Raw genomic sequence first — 25329 nt, forward strand, 5'->3', positions numbered from 1 at the left:
TGCGGGCGGGGCCGCCCTAGTGGTGGGTGCTGTCGCTGGGCGCGGGGTACCGGGCGCGCGGGCCGGGAGTGCCGGCGACGGCGTGAACGTGACGCGAATATCAGTGCTTTGTATTTACAAACCGTTGGGGAAGTTTCTATTGTTCGGGTTGCCGACCAGACAGGTCGGCGCCGACCGCAGGGTCGGGCACACCGCTGTGCGGGCCGCCCGACCGGTTCCGCACAGGAACTGGAAGGAAAGCCAACATGAACGCACCCGTCGTCGACGCCGCCACCGTCACCACCCCGCAGTCCGCCACCGCCCAGCCCACTACCGCAACGCGGGACGAGGCCGGCGCAACCGAGCTTCTGACGTTCCAGATCGCCCTGCTGGTTGTCGGCTCCGTGCTGCTCGTGATGACCGTCGTCGGCCTCATCGCGTCATCTGCTCCGCTGCTGATCGCCGCCGGCCTGCTCACCGCGGTTGCCACTTTTGTGAGCGTGTACACCGCTGTGAACATCCTGGCCGACTGAAGCATTGAACCGAACCGGAGGACGGGCCTGCGCCCTGCTCCTCCCGAGCTGCGCGGGCGACGCGGACCGCGCAGCACCTGCGCCGCCGGCGGGGCGCGTGCAGTGACACCGCCGCGAGCCAAGCGCCGAGCGCCGACCCCACGGGCCGGCGCTTTTTGCTGTACTCAGCGCATTGCCGCCAGGGCCCACGGCAGTGTCACCACCGCGATCAGAAGGCTGAGCACCTGGCAGCCCAGTACGACCCCGATCGCCGTAGGGGCGGGCACCAGCGCCAGCAGCAGCGCCGGAGCCGTCACGGAGACCAACTGCACCAGCGGCCTGAGCGTAGCGACGGCGCGCCGCTGCGAGCGCAGCAGCCAGGGCGGTACGAGCGGGTCGATGCTGCCCGTGCACGCGGGAGCCACGGCTAGGAACTGGCAGGCCACCAGCAGTGCGTCCACGCCGGCCAGCAGTGCCACCAGGCCGACGCCGTGGACCGTATCGGCTAGAGCCAGCAGCGTGATGCCGCAGGCGGAGGCGCCGATGCCCGCAAGAATCCAGGCGTAGGCGTAGCGGTCGCCGCGCCGCCTGGTGCCTAGCAGTGCAATAGCCGCCCAGGCAGCGGCTAGGACTGCGGCGATGCCGACCGGCAAGGTCGTCATCCCCGTCCCGGCGGCGTCGGCAGCGTCGGCGGCCTGGGCCAGTAGGGACGGCCCCAGGCACAGGCTCGCCAGGCCCAACGGCAGGGCCTGTACGGCCTCAAGCAGTAGCCCGGCGACGACGGTGCGCCTAACACGCTTAATCGCGAGGTCGGAGCGGCCGATCGGGTGCTGCTCACCGCGCGTGCCGGTATCCATCATCACCCAGTCGATGCCGACGGCGGCCTCAAGCCCGCCCAGCATGCGCTGCAGCGCCGCGTAAGCGGCGTCCACGCGCCCCTGCGCGGCATACCACTGCGGCGTCTCCGGCAGGGTTAGCATCAGTAGTAGTGAGCCAATTGCTGCCAGCTGTGGAGTAGTCCAGGCGCAGGCCACGCCCTGTGCGGGGGACAGCAGTGCGCCCAGCGCGCCGGCCAGCACCGCCAGGCCGGCTCCGGCCGGGGCGGCGGCCCGCATCCGCGGCATCAGCCGACGGTGCCCGTGCTCGGCCAGCTCGTGGGCCAGCTTTGGTGCCACAATCGCGTAGCCGCCCACCCCCAGGCCGACCACACCTATACCGGTTACGCACAGGAATGACCTGTCCGCGGCTGCCAGCAGGCAGCCGAGCACGGTTAGGACCGCACACGTAAGCATCGCCGGGCGGCGTCCGCCGGCGCGGGAGACAAAGTCGAGGGCGGGCGCTCCCACGAGGGAGCCCAGCGGCAGGGCTGCGAGTGTCAGCAGTAGGGGCGCGAGCGAATCGGCGCCCGCGCTGCCGTGGGCGGTCAGTGCCGCCCTTGCTCCGCTGCTGCCCGCCAGGGTTGCGCCGACTGCGCCCCAGGCGGCCCCGGAGGCCAGTTCGGAGCCCAGGAGCAGGGCCCGCAGGCGCCTTTGCGGCGGGGTGCGCTTAGCGGTTGTCATCAATCGCCTTCCTGCCAGGAGGAGCTGCTTGCGGGCTGCGCCGCCCGAGATGCGACCATGGGCCCCGGTCGGCGGGGCGCACAGGTATTAGGATGCATTTGTGCTGACAATGTTGTCCACTCCGACATGGCTCATCCTCATCATCGCCGCCGCCGCCATCGGCCTGGCCAAGACCGCACTTCCCGGTGCGGCCACGCTCGCCGTCGCCCTGTTCGCCACGGTGCTGCCTGCCAAGGAGTCCACCGGCACCATGCTGGTGCTGCTGCTGGTGGGGGACGTGCTGGCGATCAGCATGTACCGGCGCGACGCCGACTGGGGCACGCTGCGTCGGCTCGTCCCCGGAGTGCTCGCGGGCGTGGTGCTGGGCGCGCTCTTTTTGCGCGTGGCCTCCGACGAGGTCACCAAGAAGTTCATCGGCGTGCTGCTGCTGGCACTGATCGCGGTCACCCTGCTGCTCATGCGGCTGCCGCGGCCCCCGCAGATCCAGGGCCGGGTGGGGCGCGCTGTCTACGGCACCCTGGCGGGATTCACCACCATGGCCGCCAACGCCGGCGGACCGGTCACCAGCATGTACTTCCTGGCCTCGCGCTTCCCGGTGGCGACCTTCCTGGGGACCACCGCGTGGTTCTACTTCATTGTCAACCTCGTAAAACTGCCCTTCTCGATCGGCTTGGGCATTATCCGGCCCGATACGCTGTGGCTGGACCTGGCGCTGGTGCCGGTCGTGGTGGTTGCGGCGCTGGGAGGGCGCTGGCTGGCCGGGCGCATGGACAACAAGATCTTCGATCCACTGGTGACCGTGCTGACGGTGCTGTCCGCCGCCTACCTGCTGGTGTGAGGCGGGGCGCACTGGCAGGCGGAGGGTGCTGGAAGCGCGCACGTCGAAGAGCGTTCGGGTGGCCGTGGTGCTCGGCCGTGGCGCTCGCGGACGTCGTCGTCATCGCAGCGGCGGATCCCGCTATCCTGTGCCGGTGACGACATCTCCCCATGCCGCCACCGGGGAGGAGGGCCGGACCGGCCCCGTCCTCGTGGTGGACTTCGGCGCCCAGTACGCCCAGCTGATCGCCCGTCGCGTGCGCGAGGCGAGCGTCTACTCCGAGATTGTGCCCCACAGCATGTCGGCGGCGGGCATGCTCGCCAAGCATCCGGCCGCCATCATCCTGTCCGGCGGGCCCGCCTCCGTGTACGCCGACGGCGCCCCGGGCGTGGACCCGGCCCTGTTCGACGCGGGGGTGCCGGTGCTGGGTATCTGCTACGGCTTCCAGACCATGGCCCAGGCCCTCGGCGGCACCGTCGGGCGCACCGGCACCCGCGAGTACGGGCACACCGAGGCCGACGTCGACCCCGACTCCTGCCTGTTCGCCGGCACCCCCGCCCGGCAGGCGGTGTGGATGAGCCACGGCGACGCCGTGCAGGCCGCCCCGGACGGCTTCACCGTCACCGCCTCCACCGCGCAGACGCCCGTGGCCGCCTTCGAGGACCCCGCCCGGCGCCTGTACGGGCTGCAGTGGCACCCGGAGGTGATGCACTCGCAGTTCGGGCAGCGGGCACTGGAGAACTTCCTGCACGACGGCGCCGGCATTCCCGCCACCTGGACGCCGGGCAACATCATCGACGAGCAGGTCGAGGCCATCCGGGAGCGGGTGGGCGACGCCCACGTAATCTGCGGCCTGTCCGGCGGCGTCGACTCCTCCGTGGCCGCGGCCCTGGTGCACCGGGCCATCGGGGACCAGCTGACCTGCATCTTCGTGGACCACGGCCTGCTGCGCGCCGGCGAGCGCGAGCAGGTGGAGCACGACTATGCCCAGGGCATGGGCATCCGCGTGATCACCGTGGACGAGTCCGAGCGCTTCCTGACCGCGCTCGCGGGCGTGAGCGAGCCGGAGGCCAAGCGCAAGATCATCGGCAGGGAGTTCATCCGCTCCTTCGAGGCCGCCCAGCGGCGTGTGATTGAGGAGGTGGGCTCCGTCGGCGGGGAGATCAAGTTCCTGGTGCAGGGCACGCTGTACCCGGACGTGGTCGAGTCCGGCGGCGGCGAGGGCGCCGCCAATATCAAGAGCCACCACAACGTGGGTGGCCTGCCCGAGGATCTGGACTTCGAGCTGATCGAGCCGCTGCGCGCCCTGTTCAAGGACGAGGTGCGCGCCATCGGCCGGGAGCTGGGTGTGCCCGAGGGGATCGTGTCCCGCCAGCCCTTCCCCGGGCCGGGGCTGGGTATTCGCGTCATCGGCGAGGTGACGCGCGAGAACCTGCGCATCCTGCGGGCGGCGGACGCGATCGCCCGCGAGGAGTTGACGGCGGCGGGGCTGGATGGGGAGATCTGGCAGTGCCCGGTGGTGCTGCTGGCCGATGTGCGCTCGGTGGGTGTGCAGGGCGACGGGCGCACTTACGGGCACCCGGTGGTGCTGCGGCCGGTGAGCAGTGAGGACGCCATGACGGCGGACTGGACGCGGCTGCCCTACGACGTGCTGGCTCGCATCTCCACGCGCATCACAAACGCGGTCCCGGAGGTCAACCGCGTGGTGCTGGACGTGACCAGCAAGCCCCCGGCCACCATCGAGTGGGAGTAGCGACGGCCGCAGACTGCTGAGTGCGCGGCGGTGTGCCCGGGGCGGAAGTGTCAATTTTGATGACAAACACTCCCGATGCCGGCGAGAGCCGATCCGGCACCCGCATGATTCCAACGTTTTGTTCGCTGGCGCCAACGCCCCTGGACGCGTTTGTCATCGATTTTGACATCTTGGGTGCCCGCTCATCGTGAAGGGTCGGCTTCTTCCGCGCCGTCTCGGGGATGGCAGTAGAGTCGTCCGCGGAGCACGCACGCGACGATGAAGGAGACCGTAGTGGACTTCACCTCCAACCAGCGCCCCGACATGGAGCGCATCACCACCCCAGAGCTGGCGGACGCCTTCATCGCCGAGGCCGTCGAGGCCGTGCGCGCGCAGGTCGGCGGCGGCAAGGTGCTGCTCGCCCTATCCGGCGGCGTCGATTCCTCCGTCGTCGCCGCCCTGCTTATCAAGGCGATCGGCAAGCAGCTGATCAGCGTCCACGTCAACCACGGCCTCATGCGCAAGGGCGAGTCCGAGCAGGTGATCGAGGTCTTCCGGGACGGGCTGGGTGCCAACCTCGTATACGTCGACGCCACGGACCGGTTCCTGAACCTGCTGGCGGGCGTGGCCGACCCCGAGGCCAAGCGCAAGCTCATCGGCGCCGAGTTCATCAACGTGTTCGCCGAGCAGGCTGCGGGGCTTGAGGGTGTCGGCTTCCTGGGGCAGGGCACCATCTACCCCGACATCCTGGAGTCCGCCGACGGCGTGAAGGCCCACCACAACGTCGGCGGCCTGCCCGAGGACATGGACTTCGAGCTCGTCGAGCCCGTCAAGCTGCTCTACAAGGATGAGGTGCGCGTGGTCGGCCGCCGGCTCGGCCTGCCGGAGTCCATGGTGGAGCGCCAGCCCTTCCCCGGTCCGGGACTGGGGGTGCGCTGCCTGGGTGCGATCACCCGCGACCGCATGGAGGCGCTGCGGGAGGCCGACGCCGTCGTCCGCGAGGAGATCGAGGCCGCCGGCCAGGACATCTGGCAGTACTTCTGCGTGGTGCCGGATATGCGCGCCACCGGCGTGCGCGAGGGCAAGCGCGCCTTCGACTGGCCCGTCATCATCCGCTGCGTCAACACGGTCGACGCCATGACCGCCGAGGTGCCCGAGCTCGACTGGCCGCTGCTGCGGCGGATCACCACCCGCATCCTGGCGGAGGTCCCTGGCGTGTGCCGGGTGGCCTACGACCTGACCCCCAAGCCCATCGGCACCATCGAATGGGAATAGGCAGGTAGAGCGAGGGGCGCGCGACGGGCTACCCCAAGCAAGTGCAGCATGCTGCAGCCGGTCGGGAATGTGGCATGGAACCTTGGGCCGCCGAATAGACGGCGCCGGACCCTACAATCGTGTCCGATGACGACTGATGACGATGCGCCGGTGACGCGGCCATCACGCGCGGCGACGGCGCCCTTGCTGAATGATGCCGCGGAGCGCGTCAACGTGCCCGGATCGCCGCTACTGGCCCGGCTGCGAGCGGAGAAGGCGGAGAGGATTAAGGGCGGGATCTACCACCGCCTCCAGATTGACCTCACCTACTCCTCGAACCGGATTGAGGGCAGTCGGCTCTCCGAGGAGCAGACCCGCCTCATCTTCGAGACCCGTACGCTAGACGCCTCCGAGGGGCCGGTACGCGTGGACGACGTCGTCGAGACCTCCAACCACTTCCGCGCTATCGACGCTGTAATCGACCATGTGGGTGAGCCGCTCACCGAGGGTGCGATCAAGCGTCTGCATCGCATTCTCAAGGCGGCGACCGGCGACGCCGCCAAGGAATGGTTCGCCGTCGGCGACTACAAGCGCGTGCCCAACGAGGTCTCCGGGATGCCGACGACGCCGCCCGAAGAGGTGCCTGAGGCGATAGGTGCGCTCCTGACCCGCTATCGTCCGGCTCAGCGCCACACCCTGGAAGAGATCATTGACATGCACGTGTGCTTCGAGCGCATCCACCCTTTCCAGGACGGCAACGGCCGGGTCGGGAGATTAATCATGCTGGGTGAGTGTCTGGCGAGTGGCGTCGTGCCCTTCATCATCACCGATGACATGAAGGGCTTCTATTACCGGGGCCTGCGCGAATGGGACTCGCAGCCCGGATTCCTGTTGGAGACCTGCCGTGCAGCGCAGGACCGCTTCAAACAACACCTCGACTACTTCCGCATCCCGTACATCGGCTGAGCGTCCGGCCAGCCGCGGAGACCGGGTTTTGATCATCGAAGACGATGCAATCGCGATTCGGTCGCTGCGGCTCGAGGAGACGCCCCTGCTGGAGGACTTTCTGCTGAAGGACTTCCTGCTGGAGGCCGTCCACGTGCCCGAGGACTTCACCGGGCAGCCTGTACGAGCGAATGGGCTTCCGCATCGTGGGCGACGGCGCCGATGAGACCGAATGGCTGATGGTGTGCGAAGTGGACGGTACCTCTGCTGCGTCATATTGACCTGCCTGGCTTTCGGGACGGCATCCTGAAGGATGCGTGCGGTGGTGGTCAGGGTTGCGTGGAGGGCCTTGGCAGCCTCTCAATGAGGGCAGCCAGGTCATGCAGCGCCTCAAAGAAGACAGGGCCTGCCTCAACCCTGCCCGCGCCGACCATTTCGGCCTCGGCAACGACGATCGCGGCCAGGAACCTGGCGACTTGCTCGGGATCCCGGGTCCTTAGCTCAGGCTGCTGGCCGATGTAGGCTACGAACTTGTCCTGCAGGAAACGCGTGAGCTCCTCCCTTGAGTCCAGCTCGGGCGTGCGGATGGAGCTCAGGCGAGCAAAATTGGTGACAAGCTGCACGAGGGTAGCCACCAGGCGTCCAACCTCGGCATCGCCGTTCTCAATGGCGGTTCGGCTTTCATCCACCACGGTAGCGAATACCTCGAATTGTCGCCGTAGCAGCCTCTCGGCAAGGTCATACTTGTCGCGGTAGTGGTAGTAGAACGTGCCCTTGGATATGCGGCATTCGCGAATGAGCTCGGCCACGGTGACTTGAGAGAAGTCCTTCTCGCCCAGAAGCCGCATGAACGTGCCCTCTATGTTCTCGCGTGTCTTTACCACGCGTAGGTCTTCCTCGTTCATGGTACCTCTCATTAGACGAATCTAGACGAACGGTTCGATATTGTACCATCGAGCTATTTTGCTCATTGCAGGGGCTGTTGCCGGGGCGTACAACGGTGTCAACGGACAGATCCCGATGGAAGGCGGGTGCCATGGGCAAGACAATCGTGAACAACTGGCATTATGTGTCGGTGTACTTGGCGGGAGGTGTGGCGCTGGCTGCCATCTTCATAGCGCGCGGCCCGCTGCTCACGCTGCAGATCGCGTCGGTAATGGTGTTGTTTTTGCACTTTTTCGAGGAGTTTGGTTTCCCGGGTGGATTTCCCTTTATGGGCGTCAAGGTGCTCATGGGCAGCGGCGAGATGGACTCGTCCAAGTGGGACTGCAACAACCTCAACTCCATGTACGGCAACTGGGGCTTCCTGCTGCTTGTTTATATTCTTCCCATAATCGTACCTGGTGCGCGCCCGCTCGTGCTGGCGGCTATGCTCTTCAATGTCGCCGAGATCCTCATGCACTTGGTTGTGTTCAATGTACGGCTGCGCACGCTCTACAATCCCGGCATGGTCACCGCGGTGGTCGGCCTTACCCCAATAGCTGTGCGCTACTTCACGCGGGTCTTCGACTCTGCGAGCTTTATGTGGTTCGACTGGGTTATTGCTGTCGCTTGGCTCGTGGCCGTGTTCTGGCTGTGCTTCCGCTCGCCGGTCTACTGGGGTCTGGGGCGCAAGCCGGGTTTCGCTCTAACCGACCGCACCGCCTACGGTGCCGTGGCTGTGAAATAGGAGGTAGGGGCTGTGATGGCTTGTCTGAAGACCCGTTCTACTGCGAGATATGTAACCTGGCGTTCCTAGGCGGGACACGGACCTCTCAAGCGGGTGTTGTTCGCGCTGGTTGGCATCCGCGCAGCCGCCAAGCGCGGGCAGCGCTACCGCTTCGTCTTCGCCCACTCCGACGGTGCACAGCTGGAGCGGGCCTCGACGATCCTGGCGTAGCCGGGCGTACCCGTGCAGGTGGGGGCAGGTCCTGCCGCTGGCGCAGGTGTCCGTGGTGCTGGCGCGCGTCGACGCCGGCGGAGCCTCGGGCAAGGTGGTGGTCACCCCCTGAGTCGGCCGCCGGTGGAGCCCGGTCGGCTCGCTCTTAGTTGGGGCGCCTCCGCGCGCAGATCAGGCGCGAGCCAGGGCGTCGGCGATGGGTTCATCGCCCCGCTTGATCGTGAGCACCTTGCCGACGGTGCTGGGCGTGTCGAGAACGCGGGCCAGGACCTCGGCGACGTCGGGGATGGGAATGCTCCCGTCGTGCTGCGGGTATAGCTCGATGAGCCCGGTGCCCGCCTCCTCCTCCAATACGCTCGGCTGTACCAGAGTCCACTCCAGGCCCGAGAGCCTGGTCAGCCACTCGTCGGCGAAGAACTTGGCGATGTTGTAGTCGGTGATGTTCTTCAGCGACGGCTCCTGTTCCCACTTCTCGGGCTGCAAGGAGAAGATCGAGCTGAGCATTATGAAGCGGCTGATGCCGGCCGCGGCAGCGGCCCGCATGAGTTTCACGGCACCGAACGCGTCGGTCTGCAGCAGGTCCTTGCCGCGCGAACCGGCGGTGAAGACTACGGCGTCGCTTCCGCGTACCTGGGCTGTCATCGCCTCGACGTCGGCATGGAAATCGAAGTCCTGGGCGACGACGCCCGTCGGCCACTGCCGGGACTCGGCATTGCGGGACGCGGCGATCACCTCATATCCGCGCGCCGCCAGGCGCGACACCAGCTCCTGACCCACGCGCCCGGACGCTCCTGCGACAAACACCTTCATGGCGATCTCCTTTCCCGTCATATTCCGTCTTCTCCGTCCGTCGGCGGTTACTTGTCGGTGAATACCTTCGCGGCGATCTTCCATCCCTGCTCGGTCTTCCTCAGTACGTGGAAGTCCACGTAGCCGGCGCCGTGGAAGTTCTCCATCGTTACGCGTACGGCGGCGATGTCATTCACGACGTCGAGCACGTCAATCTGCGCGGTCGACTCGCCGGGGCCGAGCTGGTCGACGGTGTCGAACAGGGTCTGGATGGGATCCCCATTGATGGTCGCGCCCTCCATGAAGGCGGGGCGCTGTGCATCACCGCTCACGTTGCCGCCCTCGGTGTAGATCTTCACGCAGTCGATGATGTCCTGGTAGTCGCGGATGGATGCGTTAGCCATGCCGGTGTCCTCTCTGGTCTGAGGGCGGAGCGCTGTGGGTGCCCGCCCCACGTGCGGCACTCTATTGCGCCGCCGGAGACCAGGCTAGTACTATTTTAGAAGATAGGTACCATCTCAGAAGAAAGTGCAAAGATGTCGGATCGCGGCACAAGCATTGCGGACGCGAAGTTCGAGGGCACCGGCTACAGCTACACGATGTCGCTCATCAGAGGTAAGCACAAGATGGCCGTCTTGTACTGCCTGATGGAGTTTCAGCCGGTTCGCTTCAACGAAATGCGGCGTTATCTGGGCCGGATCACGGACAAGACCCTGTCCGCGAATCTGAAGGAACTAGAAGCGGACGGCCTGGTGGCGCGCCAGGAGTATCCGCAGATTCCTCCGAAGGTGGAGTACTCGCTGACCGAGCTGGGGGAGTCGCTCATGGAGGTGCTCGACCAGCTGTGTACTTGGGGCGAGGCGCATATGAGCTGAGTCCGTCGCCTCGGCCTCGGCAAGCAGGGATGCTGACGGGTGGCGGTTCGGTCGACTGGCTCGTGTCTGCTTGGACTGCCGGGCTGCGCTTGGACCGTCCGGCTGCACTTGGGCCGCCCCAGGCGCACTCCCAGACGGTCCAACCGCGGAGATGCGGTCCAAGCAGGGCCCTGAGACCAGTAGGGGCCTGGGAAAGGTGCGGGCGCCGGGCCCGGCCTGCCTCGCCGCCGCCAGGCAGCGCGCCGGATGCAGGGCAGGGCCGCAAGCCCCGGGTGGACGGCTAACCAGCTGTGCCGCTCGCCGTCGAGTACGGCAATGCCTTGGAGAGTTGCGGGCGGGGCTCTTCCAGCTTCGGGGGCGTGGTGTTGGACTCCGGGGTGATCTCGGGTGCGCGGGTGGCCTTGTCCGCCCGCGGTGGCTCGCTGTTGGTGCTCGTTCCCGTGTGTAGCGGCCCGAAGTGTCCAGAAACGGCATAAACGACTCCGACATCGCCCTAGGACATGGGTAGAACGTTGGAATCATGCGGTTTTCAAATCGGTCCCAGCGGTCGTCGGTGGCCTTCGTGCCGAATTTGGACATTCCGCCCCACGGCGGTCGCCCGAGGCGCACACCACCCGCCAGCACCCAACCCACTAGGCCGGCAACAGCCACCACCCACCACACCCGCAGACCGGAAGAGTTCCTTCAGGCAGCTGATCCTGGAGAAGGGCTTCGCGGCAGTCACTGTTAAAGAGCTGTGCGAGCGGGCGCGCATCAACAAGAAGGCCTTCTACTGCCACTACCCAGCCATCGAGTACCTGCTGGCCGAGGTGCAGGCGCAGTACTCCCAGCCCGACATCGAGCGCATCGCGGGGCTGTCATTTCCAGAGAATGCCGAGGTGATCACCCGTGCCTTTTTCGAGTTCAGCGTCGCGCAGACGAGTTTTATGAGGCGGTCACCGTTGCTGGGCGGCACGACGCCATCCGTGAGCGGATGATGGCCGAGGTCCGTGAGGCGGATGGCAGCGGCAACATCCCGCAGGGCTGGGACGCGGGCGAGTGGGCGTTGTACCCGGCTCATGTCACTTCGGCTCCGCTGCGCATCTACCAGGCGTGACTTGAAGGGGGAAAGGCGGTTGCGCCACAGCGGATGATGGACATCGGCGTCGGCCTGGTGATGGATGGGGCTCGTGCCCTGACCGATGGCGCGCATTGTTAGCAGCCTCGTGCGGCTGGTTGAGGCTTGAGATGACGCCAACTGCCGGGTTGGAAGGGTGCCAACTGCCGGGTTGGAATGATGCCAACTCTCGGGTCGAGGTTGGTTTTGCACTGTATTGTGGGAGGCGGACGATGACCGGTACGGGCTACCGTCCTCGCGTCGTTGACGCACTGATAAGCGAGATCCTGGGCTATTCGGGCGGGCTTCTCATCGAAGGCGTGCGCGCTGCGGCAAGACCATGACCGGACGGCAGCATGCGGCATCCGAGGTCGCCCTGGACTCGGGTCTGCCCCAGATTCGAGCTGCGCTCGACCTCGATCCTGCGTTGCTGCTGGAGGGTGATACTCCTAGGCTGATCGACGAGTGGCAGCTGGCGCCGGACCTGTGGAATGCGGTACGACGGGAGGTCGACTCCAGGCAACGCCCCGGACAGTTCATACTCACCGGTTCCTCGGTTCCCGCCGAGGATGCTACGCGGCATTCTGGTATCCACCGGATCTCCAGGGTGCGCCTGCGGCCGATGACCCTGTTCGAGCGGGGCCTGGGTACAGGGAAGGTCTCGTTGGCGGCACTGTTCGACGGCGAGGCGCCGCTGCCTGTACAACTCAGGTGCTCAGTGCAGATATCGCCGCGAACTACGTCAACGCCCTTAGGCGGCTCTTCATTGTCGAAGAGCAGCCCGCGTGGGCTCCGCACCTGCGCTCGCGCTACGCGGTGCGAACCTCATCAAAACTCCATTTCGTGGATCCCGCACTGGCTGCAGCCATCACCGGGACCTCGGCAGAGCGCCTGATGCAAGACCTGGATACCGCCGGGTTGTGGTTCGAGTCCCAGGTTGTGCAGCATCTGCGTACTTTCGCCGAGTTGCGGGGCGGGCGTGTCTACCACTACCGGGACAAGTCGGGAAAGGAGGCCGACGCCGTCGTCGAGTTCGATGACGGTCACTGGGCTGCTTTTGAGGTCAAATTGGGGCAGCGGCAGATAGCGCGGGCCCAGGACTCCCTGGCCGCGTTCGTGGCGGACATTGACACGCGATGTACGCCCGCACCGGTCTTCACCGCCGTCGTGACTGCGGACGGTCCCACTATGAAGCTTCCGACGGCGTCCTCACCTTTCCCCTGAGGGCCTTGTGCCCATGATCGGCGATCGGGGTGGCGGTACAACAACCCGTTGCTCGACGGGGCGTGTGCTGTTCTTATGTGGCGGCAGCGCTGGGAAGCCGCGGAAGAGGAGGCCGATATGACAATCGGAGAAGTCGTCGCCGAGGTCCGAGTGGAGCGGGGATTGACGCAGGACGAACTGGCGCAGCGGGTCATGGTCACCCGGCAGGCGGTCTCGCGCTGGGAGACCGGGGCCACCCCCGGACCCCACTGCCAGAGCTGTGGCATGCCCATCCCGAAGGAGGAGCAGCACGGCAAGAAGATGGACGGCACCAAGTCCGAGGACTACTGCGCCTGGTGCTACCAGGACGGCGCTTTCATCGGTCCGGAGACGCTGGAAGAGGCGATCGAGAACAGCGCTCCGTACATGTCCGAGGGTGTGCACATCACCGAGGACGAGGCCATCTCCTACATGAGTGCGGTACTGCCCCACCTGCGGCGCTGGCAGAAGCGATAAGGCGCGAAGCTGTGTATTTGGGGTGCGGTGGCAGGCTCGTTCGCCAGGGCCTGGTGGAGGGCATGCCCCAGGGCGGAGGCAGAAATGTCCAGATTCGGCAGAAACGCCGTCGATGCCCATGCAGCCTGATGCGGCACCCGCATGATTGCAACGTTCTGCTCGCGGTTGCCTACGCGTCCGGCGCCGTTCGTGCCGTTCTCGGACATTCCGCCACGGTCTGCGCCGGGATCGGGCCGTCGCAACCGGCTGCCGCGATGCGCGCGCATCTGAACACCCTCGGCCTTACCCGTCCGGCGCACTCTTGTACCGGAAGAGCCGGACTGGCGCCAACTTACGCAACGGATCCGGTCCAACTGACGCAACAGATCTGGTCCAACTGACGCAACGGATCCGGTCCACCTGACGCAGTCGGGTAGGCTGGCGTCGGAAGGATGCGGGATTCGGAAGCTGGAGGAACGAGCCATGCGCTACCTGCCACGACTCGCAGACGACCTGCTTGGCGAGGCGCTGGCGATCAGCGGTGCGGTGCAGGTCAGGGGACCGAAGTGGTGCGGCAAAACCGCTACCTCCTTACAGCAGGCCGGCAGCGTCATATACCTCCAGGATCCAGACCGCAGTCGGTCCTACCTCGCGCTCGCTGATGCAAAGCCCTCCGCGCTGCTGGAAGGTGAGACCCCGCGACTCATAGACGAGTGGCAGATGGCTCCGCAGCTGTGGGACGCGATCCGCTTCGCCGTCGACCGCCGCGGCGAGCCGGGGCAGTTCATACTCACCGGCTCATCCACGCCGACTGTACAGGGGATGCATTCCGGCGTCGGGAGGATTGCCTCCCTAGTCATGCGGACCATGACGCTCTTCGAGTCGGAGGAGTCCACTGGGCAGGTGTCTCTAAAGGCGCTTTTCGACGGAGAAACGGAGATCGTCGGCGTCGCCACGCTTGACGTGGAAGACATGGCACGGGTGCTCTGCCGCGGCGGCTGGCCTGCCGCCGTCACCGCAGGCGCAGCGGTGCCGGCCGGGCGCCTGGCAAGGAACTATGTTGAGGGCCTGGTCGACTCCGACGTAGCGCGCATGGATGGTGTCGCCCGAAACGCCACCCGCATGCGCGCACTCATGCGCGCCTATGCGCGCCACGTCTCCACTCAGGCCTCACAGGCCACGATCGCGGCCGACCTAGCGGTTGATGAAGCCTCCATGGCACCCAACACGGTAAGCGACTATCTCGACGCATTGTCGCGCGCCTACGTGATCGAGGACCTGCCTGCATGGAACCCCGCGCTGCGCTCGAAGACCGCGATCAGAACCAGCCCGACCCGTCATTTCGTGGATCCGTCTATCGGTGCTGCCGTCATGCGCTGGAGTCCGGCTGACCTGTTAGGTGACTTCGAGACCTTCGGACTGCAGTTCGAATCGCTGTGCGTGCGCGACCTGAGGGTCTACGCCGAAGCCAACGACGGGACGCTCTTCCACTATCGCGACAAGACCGGCCTAGAGGCGGACGCTGTCATCGTCCTCGCCGACGGACGGTGGGCGCCGGTCGAGGTCAAGCTCGGTTCAGCGCAACTTGACGATGCTGCTGCCCACCTGCGCCGCCTGCGGGACCGTGTGGACTTGGACCGAATGGGCGAGCCGTCCTTCCTTGCGGTGATCACCGCCGGAGCCACCGCTTACCGCCGAGATGACGGCGTCTTCGTCATCCCCCTGGCCTGTCTGCGCAACTGACAACGCGGCGCCCTGCAGCCCGGTTGCTCGGCTCGACGTGTGTTCGAGGGGGCACTGCCAGAACCTGGCTGTGCGGGAGCCGCCCGGGGCAGGCTGAGGTCCGGGCGACGGCGTCGCCGCCCCGCGCCCGAACGCGCATACCGACTCACGTACCCAAGGAGACTCTGACATGGAGTACACCAAGCTCGGAACCACGGACATCACCATCCCTCGCCTGTGCATCGGCGGTATGAGCTTTGGGGAGGTCTTCCCCGACTCCCACCAGTGGTCCATTGACCAGAGCGCCACCCAGGAGGTGATCGCCCGTGCCCTGGAGCTGGGCGTGAACTTCATAGACACCGCCAACGTCTACGCCCGCGGCACCAGCGAGGAGTTCATCGGCGCCTCCCTGAAGAACCTAGGCGTCAAGCGGGAGGACGTGGTACTGGCCTCCAAGGTCTACTTCAACGAGGGGCACCTGTCCCGGGAGGCGATCAACCGGGAGATCGAGGGCAGCCTCAAGCGCCTGGGCACCGACTACCTGGACCTGTACATCATCCACCGCTTCGACTACGGCACCCCGGTTGAGGAGACCATGGAGGCCCTCGACTCGCTGGTGAAGGCGGGCAAGGTCCGGGCGCTGGGCGCCTCGGCCATGTACGGCTACCAGTTGCACAACCTGCAGCTGGCCGCGGACGTGGGCGGCTGGACCCGTTTCGCCTCTATGCAGAACCACTACAACCTGCTCTACCGTGAGGACGAGCGCGAGCTGATCCCCGTGTGCCAGCAGTACGGCATGTCGCTCACCCCGTACAGCCCGCTCGCCTCCGGTCACCTGACCCGCCCCACCTGGGACTCCGACTCCGTGCGCTCCACCACCGACAAGATCATGAGCAGCAAGTACGACCACGACCGCGAGATCGACATGCCCATCATCGAGCGCGTGGCCGAGACCGCGGAGAAGCGCGGCGTTCCCATGGCGGACGTGGCACTGGCCTGGCACTGGGCACGAGGCGTGGCCGCACCGATCGTCGGCTGCTCGCGGCCCAGCCGGGTTGACGACGCCGTGCGCGCCCTGGACCTGAAGCTCACCGCGGAGGAGGTCGCCTACCTGGAGGAGCTCTACCAGCCTCACGAGCTGGTCGGCCCGCTCGCCCGCCCCGGCGACAAGCCGCTCGCCGGCGCAACTGCGAGCAAGTGACTGGATCATGATCGAGGTGCGCCGCCCCGGCAATGCTGCTGGTCCTGCCGGGGCGGAGCTGCGCCCTGCATGCTGACTGCGCACATGCGGTGGGGAGTACTGGCGAAGCCGGGACAAGCCATAGCTGGGCTGGACGAGCGTGCGCCAACCCAGTAGCGTCGGGCGCATGAGGAAGTAGCGACGCCCCACGGGCGCACGGAACCAGACTCAACACATGAGGCCGTGCCCGGGGTGCAGCATCGCTGACCTCCATACCGATAGGCCACCGGCCTGAGCTCGCGCCCCATCCGGCGCAGACTGAACCCGCTCCAGCGGGCGCGCCGCCTGCCACACAAATACGGCCCCGTCGGAAAGTCCTTATCGCGAACAGCCTGCACCGCCGCACGGCCCCCTCACCCCAGGAGGCCCGCATGCAGTTCACCCTGTCCGATATCCACTACACCTACCCCGGTGCCGCCTCCCCGGCGCTGGCCGGCATCACGGTTACCTTCCCGACCGGCTGGACCGGCGTAGTCGGCGACAACGGCTGCGGCAAGACCACCCTCGCCCGCATCGCCTGTGGCGACCTGAAACCCGACGCCGGCACGGTGGCTCCGCGGCTCGTGGCCCACTACTGCGCCCAGGACGCCACCGCCCCGCCGTCGGCGTTGACGGACTTCGCCTGCGCCTACGACGAGGTCGCCATGCGGCTGCGGCGCGACCTCGGCGTCGACGACGACTGGGCCTGGCGCTACGACACCCTCTCGGGCGGACAGCGCAAACTGGTTCAGATCGCCTGCGCCCTGTGGGAACAACCAGACGTGCTGGTGGTGGACGAGCCGACCAACCACGCCGACGCCCCCGCCCGCGCGGCCATACGCGCCGCCCTGGCGCGCTTCAGCGGGGTCGGCATCCTCATCGCCCACGACCGCGCCTTGCTGGACGCGCTGTGCACCCAGTGCCTGTTGATGGCTCCTGGGAGCGCCGTCATGCGCCCGGGCGGCTATACCCAGGCCGCCGCTCAGGCCGAGCTAGAGCGTGACACCGCCCTCCAGTGGCGTGAGGCGGCCAGGCGCGAGCAGCGGCGTCTGGCCCGGGAGACCCAGCGACGTCGCGAGGAGGCGTCCCGCACCGCCTCCCGCCGCTCCGGACGCAACATCGCCAAGCACGATAACGACGCGCGCTTCCGCCGCCGGTTAGCCGTGGTGAGCGGGCAGGACGGCAAGACGGGGCGGCTTGCCTCCCGTATGGAGGCCCGGCTCGCCCGCGCCGACGCCGAAGTGGAGGCTATTAGGATCGACAAGCGCTACGACGCCGATGCGTGGGTGGACGCCGCCCCGAGCCGAAGGCCCGTGCTGCTGCGCACCGAGCCGCTGGCCCTGCCCCTGGGGGAGACGACGACGCTGCACACCCCGGCCCTGCACCTGGACAGCCGCGACCATGTGGCACTGGCGGGTGGCAACGGCAAAGGTAAGACCACGCTCGTCGGCGCCCTACTGGGGCATCTGCCGCAGGACACCACCCGCCTGTATGTGCCTCAGGAGCCGGACCGGGCGACAAGACAGGCGACGCTGGCGCGTCTGGCCGGGATGGGTACCGAACGTCGCGGCCGGGTGCTGTCGATCGTCGCCCGGCTCAACTCCTCTCCGGAGCGGGTCCTGGAGGGGGACGCAATCAGTCCCGGAGAGATGCGCAAGCTCATGCTCGCCCTCGGCGTCCTCGACCGGCCTGAGCTGATCGTCATGGACGAGCCCACCAACTACCTGGACGTCGGCTCCATCCGGGCGCTGGAGGCGATGCTGGCGGCATTTCCTGGGGCGCTGCTGCTCGTCTCCCACGACGCCGCCCTGGTGGAGGCGACCACCTCCACCACCTGGCGGATTCGCCGGCAGGACACGGGAGAGCTGTGGCTGGCCGTGGATTAGGCGAGCGTTGCCCGGTCGCCGTTGCCAAGTCATTGCAGGCCGCGACCGCAGTGGAACAGGCGTGGGGGCCGGGCGGCAACGCGCCGCCGGCCCTCACGCCTGTTCGGATCTCTCAGTCGTACAGCAGCACCGAGATGTCCTCATCGTCGATGTTGGAGGAGTCGTACCAGTGTGAGCCGGTGTCCACGTCCTCGACGCTCTCACCATTGGCCGCCTGCACGGCGAGGGCGACCGCCTGGTACCCCATCTGGTAGGGGTCCTGGGTTACCGAGCCGAGGAAGGCCCCTGAGCGCACGGCGTCCTTCTGGGAGGTGCCGGCGTCGAAGCCCACCACCAGCAGATCCTTGTAGCGGCCGGAGTCGCGATCCAGCTGGGAGGCGTCTGCGGTGGCGCTGATGACGCCGTTGACGGCGTCCTGGTTCGCGGCGAACAGCGCGACCAGCCCGTCCGTGGACAGGATCGACGTGGCCGCGGACTGAATATCCGCCTGGCTGGTGGTCGGCGGCACGGTGACGACGATCTTCACCTTGGCGGGGTTGGACGACGGCGTGGTCCAACGCTGCTGCCCGGACACGTCCACCGCCCCCGCCAGGCCGTCGAGCTTCTCCAACTCGCTCACCAGGGTGGCGGTGAAGCCGTCCACGCGCTGGACGATCGAGCCGGAGGTCGAGTCCTGCGCGAGCACCCCGATGACGGCGGGGGAGTCCGCGCTCGCGGAGGCCAGGGCGGACTGCAAATCGGCATTGGCGGCGAGGTTGGTGGCGACGTTGCCGCCCGCTACCTCGTTGTCCGTGGTCGCGGTGGCCAGCACCGCGCCGGAGGCGTCGTCGGGCACGCCCGAGTCGAAGCCGATCACCGGGATGTTCTGGTTCTTGGCGTTCACCAGGGCGTCCTGCACGGCGTCGGGCTGGCAGGCGGCCAGGGCGATCGCGGCGGGCCGCTGGTTGACCGCGGAGGCCAGCTGCTCCACCTGCTGGGAGACGTTGCTCTCCGCGTCGGGCCCATTGGTCTCCAGGTCGACGCCGAGCTCATCTGCGGCGTCCTGCGCGCCCTTGAAGGCGGCCTGATAGAACTGGTTCTGGTAGCTCTTGGAGATGATGATGACCTTCATCTTCCCGTCCGCACCTGCGGAGCCGCCGTCGTCACTGCAAGCGGCCAGCAGGGATACCGAGCAGGCGGATACGAGCGCCGCCGTCAGCGCGGTCCTCCGGGTGAGCATGGTGGACATGGTTGTTTTCCTTTCGTGGGCTGGGGGAGAAGAACGGATGGCGGGATCAGGCGCGGCCGGAGCGACGCGAGCGGATGACGTCGAGCAGGACCGCGAGCACTACGACGACGCCGATGAGGACCTGCTGCCACTGCACCGGCAGGCCCATTGACAGCAGGCCCGTCTTGAGCACGGAGATGACGAAGACGCCGATGATGGTTCCCCACAGGGAGCCGACGCCGCCTGCCAGCGAGGTGCCGCCGATCACGCAGGCGGCGATGGCGTACATCTCCTGACCGTTTCCGGTCTGCGGGGTGATGGAGGAGAAGGTGGCGGCGTAGATGACGCCGGCCAGTCCGCAGAAGAAGCCGTTGAGCACGTAGACCCAGAACTTCCACCGCGACACGACGACGCCCGACAGCTCGACGGCCTCCTCGTTGGAGCCGATGGCGTAGGTGTAGCGGCCGAGCTTGGTGCGAGTCAGGATGAACCAGGCGATCACGAAGAAGGCCGCCAGCCAGAAGATGCCCACGGGCAGGTTCCCCGCCTTGTACAGGACCGTCTTGAACCAGCCGTCGTCGGAGGTCAGGCTCGGGTAGGTCTGCGTCTGCACCTGGGCGATCACCGCGCACAGGCCCAGGGAGGCGAACTGCATGCCCAGGGTGGCGATGAAGGGTGGGATATGCAGGAAGCCGACCAGGACGCCGTTACCGATGCCGAAGGCGACCCCAGTCGCCAGTACGACCAGCAGTGCTACGGCGATCGGCAGGTGCCAGACGTTGTAGGCCACGCCGCCGACCAGCGCGGAGCCGACCATCACCGTCCCGGAGGACAGGTCGATGCCCGCCGTGATGATGACGAAGGTCATGCCGATGGCCAGAAACCCGATGTAGTAGGAGGAGTCGAGGATCGAGACGAAGGTGCTGGGGGACAGGAAGTGGTTACCGAATACGGCGAAGAACGCGTACAGGATGACCAGTGCGGCCAGCGCCATCAGCTGCTGCATGGGCAGCGCGCGCAGTGGGTTGTTCTTGATGATATTTGCGCTCATGCTGCGCGACCTTCTTCCTGCTTGGTGGCCAGTTCCATGATCTTGATCTGAGTCGCCTCGGAGGCGTCGAGCTCCCCGGTCTTGCGCCCTTCCCGCATGACAACCACGCGGTCGGACAGGTGCAGGACCTCGTCGAGGTCGGAGGAGACGAGGATGATTGACTTCCCCTGCGCGATCAGGTCGCGCATGAGCTGGTAGATCTCTGCGCGTGCACCGATGTCGATGCCGCGCGTGGGCTCGTCGAATATGAGGATGTCGACGTCGCGCAGCAGCCACTTGGCCAGCACCACCTTCTGCTGGTTGCCGCCGGAGAGGTTGCGCACCCGCTGGCGCGTGGACGGAGTCTTGATGCGCAGCATGTCGACGTAACGGCGAGTGGCGCGCTGGATCGCCCGCTCGTGCACCACCGTCGCGGTGGTGAAGGCGTCGTAAGAGGCCAGGACCGTGTTGTCGGAGACCGACAGGCCGGTTACCAGGCCGAAGCGCTTGCGGTCCTCGGACAGGTAGGCGATTCCCGCACGAATGGCGTCCTTGGGGCGGTGGAAGGAGACTTCGGCGCCGTTGACCTCCAGCCGCCCGGCTGTGGGGCGGTCCGCGCCCGCGACAATCCGCATGGTCTCCGTGCGGCCTGCGCCTACCAGGCCGGCGAAGCCGAGGATCTCTCCCCGGTGCAGCGTGAAGGAGACGTCCTTGACGTCGGCGGAGGCCAGGTGCTCGGCCCGCATGACGACGGGGGCGTCGGGTGCCACCTCGGAGGCGGCTTTGGGGGTGTTGACGACTTGGCGCCCGACCATCATCTCGATGATCTCGTCCAGGTCGGTGTCGGACGTCTTGAGCGTGCCGACGTGCGCGCCGTCGCGCAGGACCGTGATGCGGTCGGCTATCGCCATGACCTCGTGCATGCGGTGGGAGATGTATACGACCGCCACGCCGCGGTCCCGCAGGCGTCGCACCCGTCGAAGCAACTCGGCGCTCTCAGCCTCCGACAGGGCCGCCGTCGGCTCGTCCAGGATCAGCACCATGGTGGCCTCGAAGGACATGGCGCGCACGATCTCCACCAATTGCGCCTTGGAGACCGACAGGTCCCGTAACAGTGCCTGCGGAGCGACGTCGACCTCGTGCTCGGTCAGTAACTCCTGGGCGCGGCGATTCAGCGTGCGGTCCGAGATGAGCAGGGAGGAGGACTCTCGCCCGATGAAGATGTTCTGCGCCACGGTCAGGTCGGCCATCATGTTGAGTTCCTGATGGACGATGGCGATGCCGGCCCGCTGGGCGTCGCGAATGGAGCGGAAGGCCGCCGGGGCGCCGTCGTACTCGTAGCTGCCCTCGAAGTCCGGGTGGATGCCGGTGAGGATCTTCACCAGGGTGGACTTGCCGGCGCCGTTCTCCCCGACGAGAGCGTGCACTTCTCCTGGCATCAGGTCGAAGGACACGCCGCTGAGGGCCTGCACTCCGGGAAAGGACTTGGAGACGTCTGTGAGTCTCAGCCGGGGTGGTTGTGGTGGTGCCATATCTGCTCCATTGCTTGAGGTAATCCGCGGGCGGCGGTGCCGGGCGCGGCTGGGAGGGTCGCCGGAGCGGCCGGTGGGAAGGGGTTACTGGAATGCCCCCAAGTGGCGGCGTTCCAGTACTGACAACGATGTCAATCGCAGTGACGATGGTACGGTTGGTTTCCACTCGGGTCAAGTGCGTTTTAAGAATCGGGGAGGAGACAGTGACGTCATACTCATCTGCCGACTCTGCGCCGGGGCCGCGGCGGCGGGCCACCATGAAGCAGGTCGCCCGCCTGGCGGGAGTCGGCGTCAAGACGGTTTCGCGCGTGGTCAACGGTGAGCCCAATGTCTCCGACGCCACCGCCGAGCGCGTCTGGGATGCCGTCCGTGAGTTGGACTACCACGTTGACCTGCGCGCCGGCAGCCTGCGCCGCCCCGGCGGCGCCACGCGCACCATCGCCCTGTTGGTGGGCAGCGTTGACAATCCCTTCGCCGGAGAGCTCCACCGGGGTGTGGAGGACGTCGCCCGCGAGCACGATGTGGCGGTGCTGGCCTCCAGCCTGGACGAGGAGCCGGAGCGGGAGGTGGCGGCGGTGGAGGACTCCATCAGGCGCCACGTGGACGGCATCATCGTCAACACCACCACGGCGGACGGGGCTGCCCTGGAGCGGGTGCTGCACCTGGGGGTGCCGATCGTCTTCGTGGACCGGGCGCCGCACGGCATCGAGGCCGACCGTGTAACCAGCGATACCCGGGCTGCGGCAGAGCGGGCGACTGCGCACCTGCTTGCGCGTGGTCACCGCCGTATCGCCCTGCTCACCGAGCGCCTGAATGTGGCCACCGCGGTGGAGCGGCAAGAGGGGTTTGCCGCCGCATTCACTTCTCGCGGTGCCGGCGCCGACGGCGCCATCGTGGTGTCCGGGCTGGTGGGGGCGGAGGCGGCCGAGCGTGCCGTCACCGAGCTCTTCAGCAGGCCGCACCCGCCGACGGCGATCTTCAGCGGGCAGAACCTCCTCACCGAGGGGGCGCTGCACGCGTTGCACGAGCTGGAACTGCGCGACCGGATTGCGCATATCGGCTTCGACGACCTGCCGCTTGCGGACATGCTTCAGCCCGCGCTCACCGTGGTGCGGCAGGACCCCCGGCGCATGGGAAGGGTGGCCGCGCAGCGCCTGTTCCGCCGTCTGGAGGGCGAGGCCCCCCGGCCCGAGCACATCGTGATCCCCACGCAGTTCATCACTCGCGGCAGTGGGGAGATCCTTCCCAGCCGAGACCGGCACTAGTAACGCACCGAGACCGGCACTAGTGACGTGCCGAGACCGGCACGAGTAACGCATCGAGACCGGCACTAGTGACGTGCCGAGACCGGTTGAAAACGCGTTGTTCGTGTTTCACTGGTTCGGGTGGGTTGACCGCGCCGGTTTCGGCGAGAGGGGATCGACGCCAACGGCAGCGGCGCCGTGTCAGCTGCTTTCATCACTTCCCGCCCCTTTGCTCTCTGCGTCGTCGACGAGTGAGGCGCGCAGGCGGTCCAGGAAGCGCTCCGCGATGGGGGACAGGGCCTGCCGGCGGCGCCAGATCAAGTACATGCGGGACTCCAGGGCGGGCTCGAGCGGGCGGAAGATTAGGCCGCTGGACTCGCTCGTGTCCACCAGGCGGTCGAAGGTGAGCAGGTAACCCAGGCCCTCGCGGGCGAACACCGCGCCGTTGTAGGGCAGGCGGAAGGTCCCCTCCAGTTGCAGCTCGCCCATGCGGCCGCCGGCCCAGGCCGGGATGTCCCGTGCCCAGGACTGCTCCGAGCAGAACAGCGGCACTCCCGCCAGATCGTCCACGGTGACGGCTTCTTTGCGGGCCAGGGCGTCCTCGCGCCGCAGCACCACGCCCCACCTGTCCGCCACGGGCAGCGGCAGCGTCTCGTAGCGGCTGAAGCGCTCGCCGTCGGGCTCCTCAACGATCGCGGCGAAGTCGAGCAGGCCCCGGTCCAGCTTCTCGGTGACCTGCTCGGTGTCGCCGCTGGTGACGTGGTAGCGCAGCCCGGGGCACTCCTGCTTGAGCCCTTTGAGCTGGCGGGCGAGCAGACCCACCTGGAAGGACTCGGCCAGGCCCAGGTAGAGGTCGCCGCCGGTGACGTCGCCCAGGGCGAGGAAGTCGGTTTCGATGCGGTCCGCCAGGCGGAGGAGGTCGTCGGCCCGCTCCCGCAGCAGACGGCCCTCCTCGGTGAGCTCAATGCTGAAGGAGCGCCTGACAAACAGCTTGTGCCCCAGCTCGTGCTCCAGTGCCTTCATTTGCTTCGAAAGCGTCGGCTGCGAGACGTGCAGTTGAGCGGCGGCGCGCGTCATGTTCTCCTCGCGGGCCACGGCGGCGAAGTAGCGCAGCGTGCGTATCTCCATGCCCGCTACGATATGCCAACACGGCATGTCGTGTATGCCAAACAGTCATTAGCGTCATGTCATGCGGACGGTTAATTTAGACGTCAGAGGCGCCGCGGCACCACGCCGGGCGCTGCAGACAGCCACAGATACCCGCAGACACGGAGATACGGAGCAGCGCGCCATGAGCATCGAGAACCTCGAACTGACCCAGGAATGGGACAAGGTCTTCCCCCAGTCCGACGCCGTGGACCATGAGAAGGTCGCCTTCCACAACCGCTTCGGCATCACCCTCGCCGCCGACCTGTACCGGCCCAAGGCTGCCACGGGCAAGTTGCCCGCACTGGCGGTGTCCGGCCCCTTCGGCGCCGTCAAGGAGCAGTCGTCCGGCCTGTACGCCCAGACCATGGCCGAGCGCGGCTTCCTGACCATCGCCTTCGACCCCAGCTTCACCGGCGAGTCCGGCGGCACGCCGCGCTACATGAACTCCCCGGACCTCAACATCGAGGACTTCCAGGCCGCCGTCGACTTCCTGTCCGTGCGCGATGACGTCGATCCCGAGCACGTCGGCATCATCGGCGTCTGCGGCTGGGGCGGCATGGCCCTTGCCGCCGCTGCCGCAGACCCGCGCATCAAGGCGACGGTGGTCTCCACCATGTACGACATGAGCCGGGTGGCCGCCAACGGCTACTTCGACTCCGCCGACTCCGCCGAGGCCCGCAACCAGACGCGCGCATCCGTGGCCGCCCAGCGCACCGCCGACTACCGCTCCGGCACCTACGCCCTGGCCGGCGGGGTAGTGGACCCCCTGCCCGACGACGCCCCCGACTTCGTCAAGGACTACTACGCCTACTACAAGACGCCCCGCGGCTACCACCCCCGCTCCCTGAACTCCAACGACGGGTGGACTGTCATCGGCGGCTCCTCGCTGATGAACGCGACCCTGCTGGGCTACATCGAGGAGATCGAGAACGCCGTCATGATCGTCCACGGGGAGAAGGCGCACTCCTACTACATGGGCAAGGACGCCTTCGCCCGGCTGCAGGGGGACAACAAGGAATTCGTCTCCATCCCCGGCGCCTCCCACACCGACCTGTATGACGGTGGCGCCAGCGGCGCCATCCCGTGGGAGAGGATCGCCGAGTTCCTGCACGCCAACCTCGCGTGAGCGACGCTAGCGGCCCGGGTCCGGGTGCGACATAGTGTTCGGGGCGGCCCACCGGTGGTGGGCCGCCCCGAATGCCTGG

At 67.1% G+C, this 25329-nt stretch carries 24 protein-coding genes and 2 pseudogenes; 17 read left to right on the plus strand and 9 right to left on the minus strand.

Features of this window, described 5'->3' with window-relative positions; translation table 11 throughout:
• Positions 1-245 precede the first annotated feature (245 nt).
• On the plus strand, positions 246-512 hold the full coding sequence (locus GZ998_RS06305; RefSeq protein ID WP_219109368.1) for a mandelate racemase: 267 nt from the start codon (positions 246-248) through the stop codon (positions 510-512).
• Between the two features lie 164 nt (positions 513-676).
• Here GZ998_RS06305 and GZ998_RS06310 read toward each other — a convergent pair whose 3' ends face one another.
• Positions 677-2050 carry an MFS transporter gene (locus tag GZ998_RS06310; protein WP_219109369.1) on the minus strand — a complete coding sequence of 458 codons (1374 nt, stop codon included), beginning with the start codon at positions 2048-2050 and terminating at the stop codon, positions 677-679.
• Between the two features lie 100 nt (positions 2051-2150).
• On the opposite strand from GZ998_RS06310, the gene GZ998_RS06315 reads away from it, so the two are divergent.
• The 5 genes from GZ998_RS06315 to GZ998_RS06335 all read left to right on the plus strand — a co-directional run bounded on the left by GZ998_RS06315 (position 2151) and on the right by GZ998_RS06335 (position 7024).
• Positions 2151-2888, plus strand: coding sequence for a sulfite exporter TauE/SafE family protein (locus tag GZ998_RS06315; RefSeq protein ID WP_162679683.1), 738 nt, complete (start codon positions 2151-2153; stop codon positions 2886-2888).
• 133 nt (positions 2889-3021) lie between these two features.
• A complete protein-coding gene (gene guaA, locus GZ998_RS06320; protein WP_219109370.1) occupies positions 3022-4620 on the plus strand; it encodes a glutamine-hydrolyzing GMP synthase in 1599 nt (532 codons plus the stop codon).
• A gap of 258 nt (positions 4621-4878) precedes the next feature.
• Entirely contained in the window at positions 4879-5874 is a 996-nt protein-coding gene (gene guaA, locus GZ998_RS06325) for a glutamine-hydrolyzing GMP synthase (RefSeq protein ID WP_219109371.1), read from the plus strand.
• 126 nt (positions 5875-6000) lie between these two features.
• Complete coding sequence (locus tag GZ998_RS06330; protein ID WP_219109372.1) at positions 6001-6819, plus strand: Fic family protein; 819 nt, start codon at positions 6001-6003, stop codon at positions 6817-6819.
• Positions 6820-6847: 28 nt separating this feature from the next.
• Positions 6848-7024, plus strand: coding sequence for a hypothetical protein (locus GZ998_RS06335; protein ID WP_219109373.1), 177 nt, complete (start codon positions 6848-6850; stop codon positions 7022-7024).
• A gap of 103 nt (positions 7025-7127) precedes the next feature.
• Here the strand turns inward: GZ998_RS06335 and GZ998_RS06340 are convergent, their stop codons facing one another.
• Positions 7128-7703 carry a TetR/AcrR family transcriptional regulator gene (locus GZ998_RS06340; protein ID WP_219109374.1) on the minus strand — a complete coding sequence of 192 codons (576 nt, stop codon included), beginning with the start codon at positions 7701-7703 and terminating at the stop codon, positions 7128-7130.
• 131 nt (positions 7704-7834) lie between these two features.
• On the opposite strand from GZ998_RS06340, the gene GZ998_RS06345 reads away from it, so the two are divergent.
• Positions 7835-8467, plus strand: a complete 633-nt coding sequence (locus GZ998_RS06345; protein ID WP_161924676.1) for an HXXEE domain-containing protein — start codon at positions 7835-7837, stop codon at positions 8465-8467.
• Between the two features lie 381 nt (positions 8468-8848).
• On the opposite strand, the gene GZ998_RS06350 is transcribed toward GZ998_RS06345, so the two are convergent.
• The gene (locus tag GZ998_RS06350; RefSeq protein ID WP_219109375.1) at positions 8849-9487 is read right to left on the minus strand and encodes an SDR family oxidoreductase; all 639 of its coding nucleotides are present in this window, start codon (positions 9485-9487) and stop codon (positions 8849-8851) included.
• Positions 9488-9534: 47 nt separating this feature from the next.
• Entirely contained in the window at positions 9535-9870 is a 336-nt protein-coding gene (locus GZ998_RS06355; RefSeq protein WP_219109376.1) for a nuclear transport factor 2 family protein, read from the minus strand.
• 195 nt (positions 9871-10065) lie between these two features.
• On the opposite strand from GZ998_RS06355, the gene GZ998_RS06360 reads away from it, so the two are divergent.
• Together GZ998_RS06360 and GZ998_RS13485 are read left to right on the plus strand one after the other, a co-directional pair.
• Positions 10066-10341 (plus strand): helix-turn-helix domain-containing protein, encoded by a 276-nt coding sequence (locus GZ998_RS06360; protein WP_203234155.1) that lies wholly within the window; start codon positions 10066-10068, stop codon positions 10339-10341.
• Positions 10342-10841: 500 nt separating this feature from the next.
• Positions 10842-11093 (plus strand): annotated as a pseudogene (locus GZ998_RS13485) (hypothetical protein); the annotation flags it as partial.
• A 26-nt stretch (positions 11094-11119) separates the two neighbouring features.
• On the opposite strand, the gene GZ998_RS13060 reads toward GZ998_RS13485, so the two are convergent.
• Positions 11120-11533, minus strand: a complete 414-nt coding sequence (locus GZ998_RS13060; RefSeq protein ID WP_257505372.1) for a hypothetical protein — start codon at positions 11531-11533, stop codon at positions 11120-11122.
• A 244-nt stretch (positions 11534-11777) separates the two neighbouring features.
• Between GZ998_RS13060 and GZ998_RS13380 the strand changes: the two are divergent.
• The 6 genes and pseudogenes from GZ998_RS13380 to GZ998_RS06390 all read left to right on the plus strand — a co-directional run.
• Positions 11778-12014, plus strand: a pseudogene (locus tag GZ998_RS13380) (ATP-binding protein); the annotation flags it as partial.
• Between the two features lie 134 nt (positions 12015-12148).
• Positions 12149-12661: a DUF4143 domain-containing protein gene (locus GZ998_RS13070; RefSeq protein ID WP_308807178.1), complete on the plus strand. Its 513-nt coding sequence runs from the start codon at positions 12149-12151 to the stop codon at positions 12659-12661.
• Positions 12662-12778: 117 nt separating this feature from the next.
• Complete coding sequence (locus GZ998_RS06375) at positions 12779-13156, plus strand: zinc ribbon domain-containing protein (protein WP_257505375.1); 378 nt, start codon at positions 12779-12781, stop codon at positions 13154-13156.
• 462 nt (positions 13157-13618) lie between these two features.
• On the plus strand, positions 13619-14878 hold the full coding sequence (locus GZ998_RS06380) for an ATP-binding protein (RefSeq protein ID WP_219109379.1): 1260 nt from the start codon (positions 13619-13621) through the stop codon (positions 14876-14878).
• A gap of 169 nt (positions 14879-15047) precedes the next feature.
• Positions 15048-16058 (plus strand): aldo/keto reductase, encoded by a 1011-nt coding sequence (locus tag GZ998_RS06385; RefSeq protein WP_219109380.1) that lies wholly within the window; start codon positions 15048-15050, stop codon positions 16056-16058.
• Positions 16059-16468: 410 nt separating this feature from the next.
• The gene (locus GZ998_RS06390; RefSeq protein ID WP_219109381.1) at positions 16469-17962 is read left to right on the plus strand and encodes an ATP-binding cassette domain-containing protein; all 1494 of its coding nucleotides are present in this window, start codon (positions 16469-16471) and stop codon (positions 17960-17962) included.
• 112 nt (positions 17963-18074) lie between these two features.
• Here the strand turns inward: GZ998_RS06390 and GZ998_RS06395 are convergent, their stop codons facing one another.
• From GZ998_RS06395 to GZ998_RS06405, 3 genes are read right to left on the minus strand one after another with little or no spacing between them, the layout of a single operon-like run.
• Positions 18075-19190, minus strand: coding sequence for a substrate-binding domain-containing protein (locus GZ998_RS06395; RefSeq protein ID WP_219109382.1), 1116 nt, complete (start codon positions 19188-19190; stop codon positions 18075-18077).
• A 46-nt stretch (positions 19191-19236) separates the two neighbouring features.
• Complete coding sequence (locus GZ998_RS06400) at positions 19237-20220, minus strand: ABC transporter permease (RefSeq protein ID WP_162679700.1); 984 nt, start codon at positions 20218-20220, stop codon at positions 19237-19239.
• A complete protein-coding gene (locus GZ998_RS06405; RefSeq protein ID WP_219109383.1) occupies positions 20217-21731 on the minus strand; it encodes a sugar ABC transporter ATP-binding protein in 1515 nt (504 codons plus the stop codon). The genes GZ998_RS06400 and GZ998_RS06405 overlap by 4 nt, the downstream gene beginning before the upstream one ends.
• 203 nt (positions 21732-21934) lie before the next feature.
• Here GZ998_RS06405 and GZ998_RS06410 point away from each other — a divergent pair, with 203 nt between their 5' ends.
• Positions 21935-22996 (plus strand): LacI family DNA-binding transcriptional regulator, encoded by a 1062-nt coding sequence (locus tag GZ998_RS06410; protein WP_219109384.1) that lies wholly within the window; start codon positions 21935-21937, stop codon positions 22994-22996.
• Positions 22997-23176: 180 nt separating this feature from the next.
• Here the strand turns inward: GZ998_RS06410 and GZ998_RS06415 are convergent, their stop codons facing one another.
• Positions 23177-24103 (minus strand): LysR family transcriptional regulator, encoded by a 927-nt coding sequence (locus GZ998_RS06415; protein ID WP_162679702.1) that lies wholly within the window; start codon positions 24101-24103, stop codon positions 23177-23179.
• A 163-nt stretch (positions 24104-24266) separates the two neighbouring features.
• Here GZ998_RS06415 and GZ998_RS06420 point away from each other — a divergent pair, with 163 nt between their 5' ends.
• Positions 24267-25250 carry an alpha/beta hydrolase gene (locus GZ998_RS06420; RefSeq protein WP_219109385.1) on the plus strand — a complete coding sequence of 328 codons (984 nt, stop codon included), beginning with the start codon at positions 24267-24269 and terminating at the stop codon, positions 25248-25250.
• The last annotated feature ends 79 nt before the right edge of the window (positions 25251-25329 follow it).

This window comes from Actinomyces sp. 594, assembly GCF_019325145.1.
Taxonomy (GTDB): Bacteria; Actinomycetota; Actinomycetes; order Actinomycetales; family Actinomycetaceae; genus Actinomyces.

Coding starts and splice junctions, on each gene's coding strand:
- GZ998_RS06355 (WP_219109376.1), bottom strand. CDS start 9,870: ATGGCTAACGCATCCATCCGCGACTACCAGGACATCATCGACTGCGTG.
- GZ998_RS13060 (WP_257505372.1), bottom strand. CDS start 11,533: ATGCGCGCCATCGGTCAGGGCACGAGCCCCATCCATCACCAGGCCGAC.
- GZ998_RS06380 (WP_219109379.1), top strand. CDS start 13,619: ATGCGCTACCTGCCACGACTCGCAGACGACCTGCTTGGCGAGGCGCTG.
- GZ998_RS06420 (WP_219109385.1), top strand. CDS start 24,267: ATGAGCATCGAGAACCTCGAACTGACCCAGGAATGGGACAAGGTCTTC.
- GZ998_RS06375 (WP_257505375.1), top strand. CDS start 12,779: ATGACAATCGGAGAAGTCGTCGCCGAGGTCCGAGTGGAGCGGGGATTG.
- GZ998_RS06350 (WP_219109375.1), bottom strand. CDS start 9,487: ATGAAGGTGTTTGTCGCAGGAGCGTCCGGGCGCGTGGGTCAGGAGCTG.
- GZ998_RS06305 (WP_219109368.1), top strand. CDS start 246: ATGAACGCACCCGTCGTCGACGCCGCCACCGTCACCACCCCGCAGTCC.
- GZ998_RS06385 (WP_219109380.1), top strand. CDS start 15,048: ATGGAGTACACCAAGCTCGGAACCACGGACATCACCATCCCTCGCCTG.
- GZ998_RS06415 (WP_162679702.1), bottom strand. CDS start 24,103: ATGGAGATACGCACGCTGCGCTACTTCGCCGCCGTGGCCCGCGAGGAG.
- GZ998_RS06340 (WP_219109374.1), bottom strand. CDS start 7,703: ATGAACGAGGAAGACCTACGCGTGGTAAAGACACGCGAGAACATAGAG.
- guaA (WP_219109371.1), top strand. CDS start 4,879: ATGAAGGAGACCGTAGTGGACTTCACCTCCAACCAGCGCCCCGACATG.
- GZ998_RS06400 (WP_162679700.1), bottom strand. CDS start 20,220: ATGAGCGCAAATATCATCAAGAACAACCCACTGCGCGCGCTGCCCATG.
- GZ998_RS06395 (WP_219109382.1), bottom strand. CDS start 19,190: ATGTCCACCATGCTCACCCGGAGGACCGCGCTGACGGCGGCGCTCGTA.
- GZ998_RS06360 (WP_203234155.1), top strand. CDS start 10,066: ATGTCGCTCATCAGAGGTAAGCACAAGATGGCCGTCTTGTACTGCCTG.
- GZ998_RS06330 (WP_219109372.1), top strand. CDS start 6,001: ATGACGACTGATGACGATGCGCCGGTGACGCGGCCATCACGCGCGGCG.
- GZ998_RS06345 (WP_161924676.1), top strand. CDS start 7,835: ATGGGCAAGACAATCGTGAACAACTGGCATTATGTGTCGGTGTACTTG.
- GZ998_RS06310 (WP_219109369.1), bottom strand. CDS start 2,050: ATGACAACCGCTAAGCGCACCCCGCCGCAAAGGCGCCTGCGGGCCCTG.
- GZ998_RS06405 (WP_219109383.1), bottom strand. CDS start 21,731: ATGGCACCACCACAACCACCCCGGCTGAGACTCACAGACGTCTCCAAG.
- GZ998_RS06390 (WP_219109381.1), top strand. CDS start 16,469: ATGCAGTTCACCCTGTCCGATATCCACTACACCTACCCCGGTGCCGCC.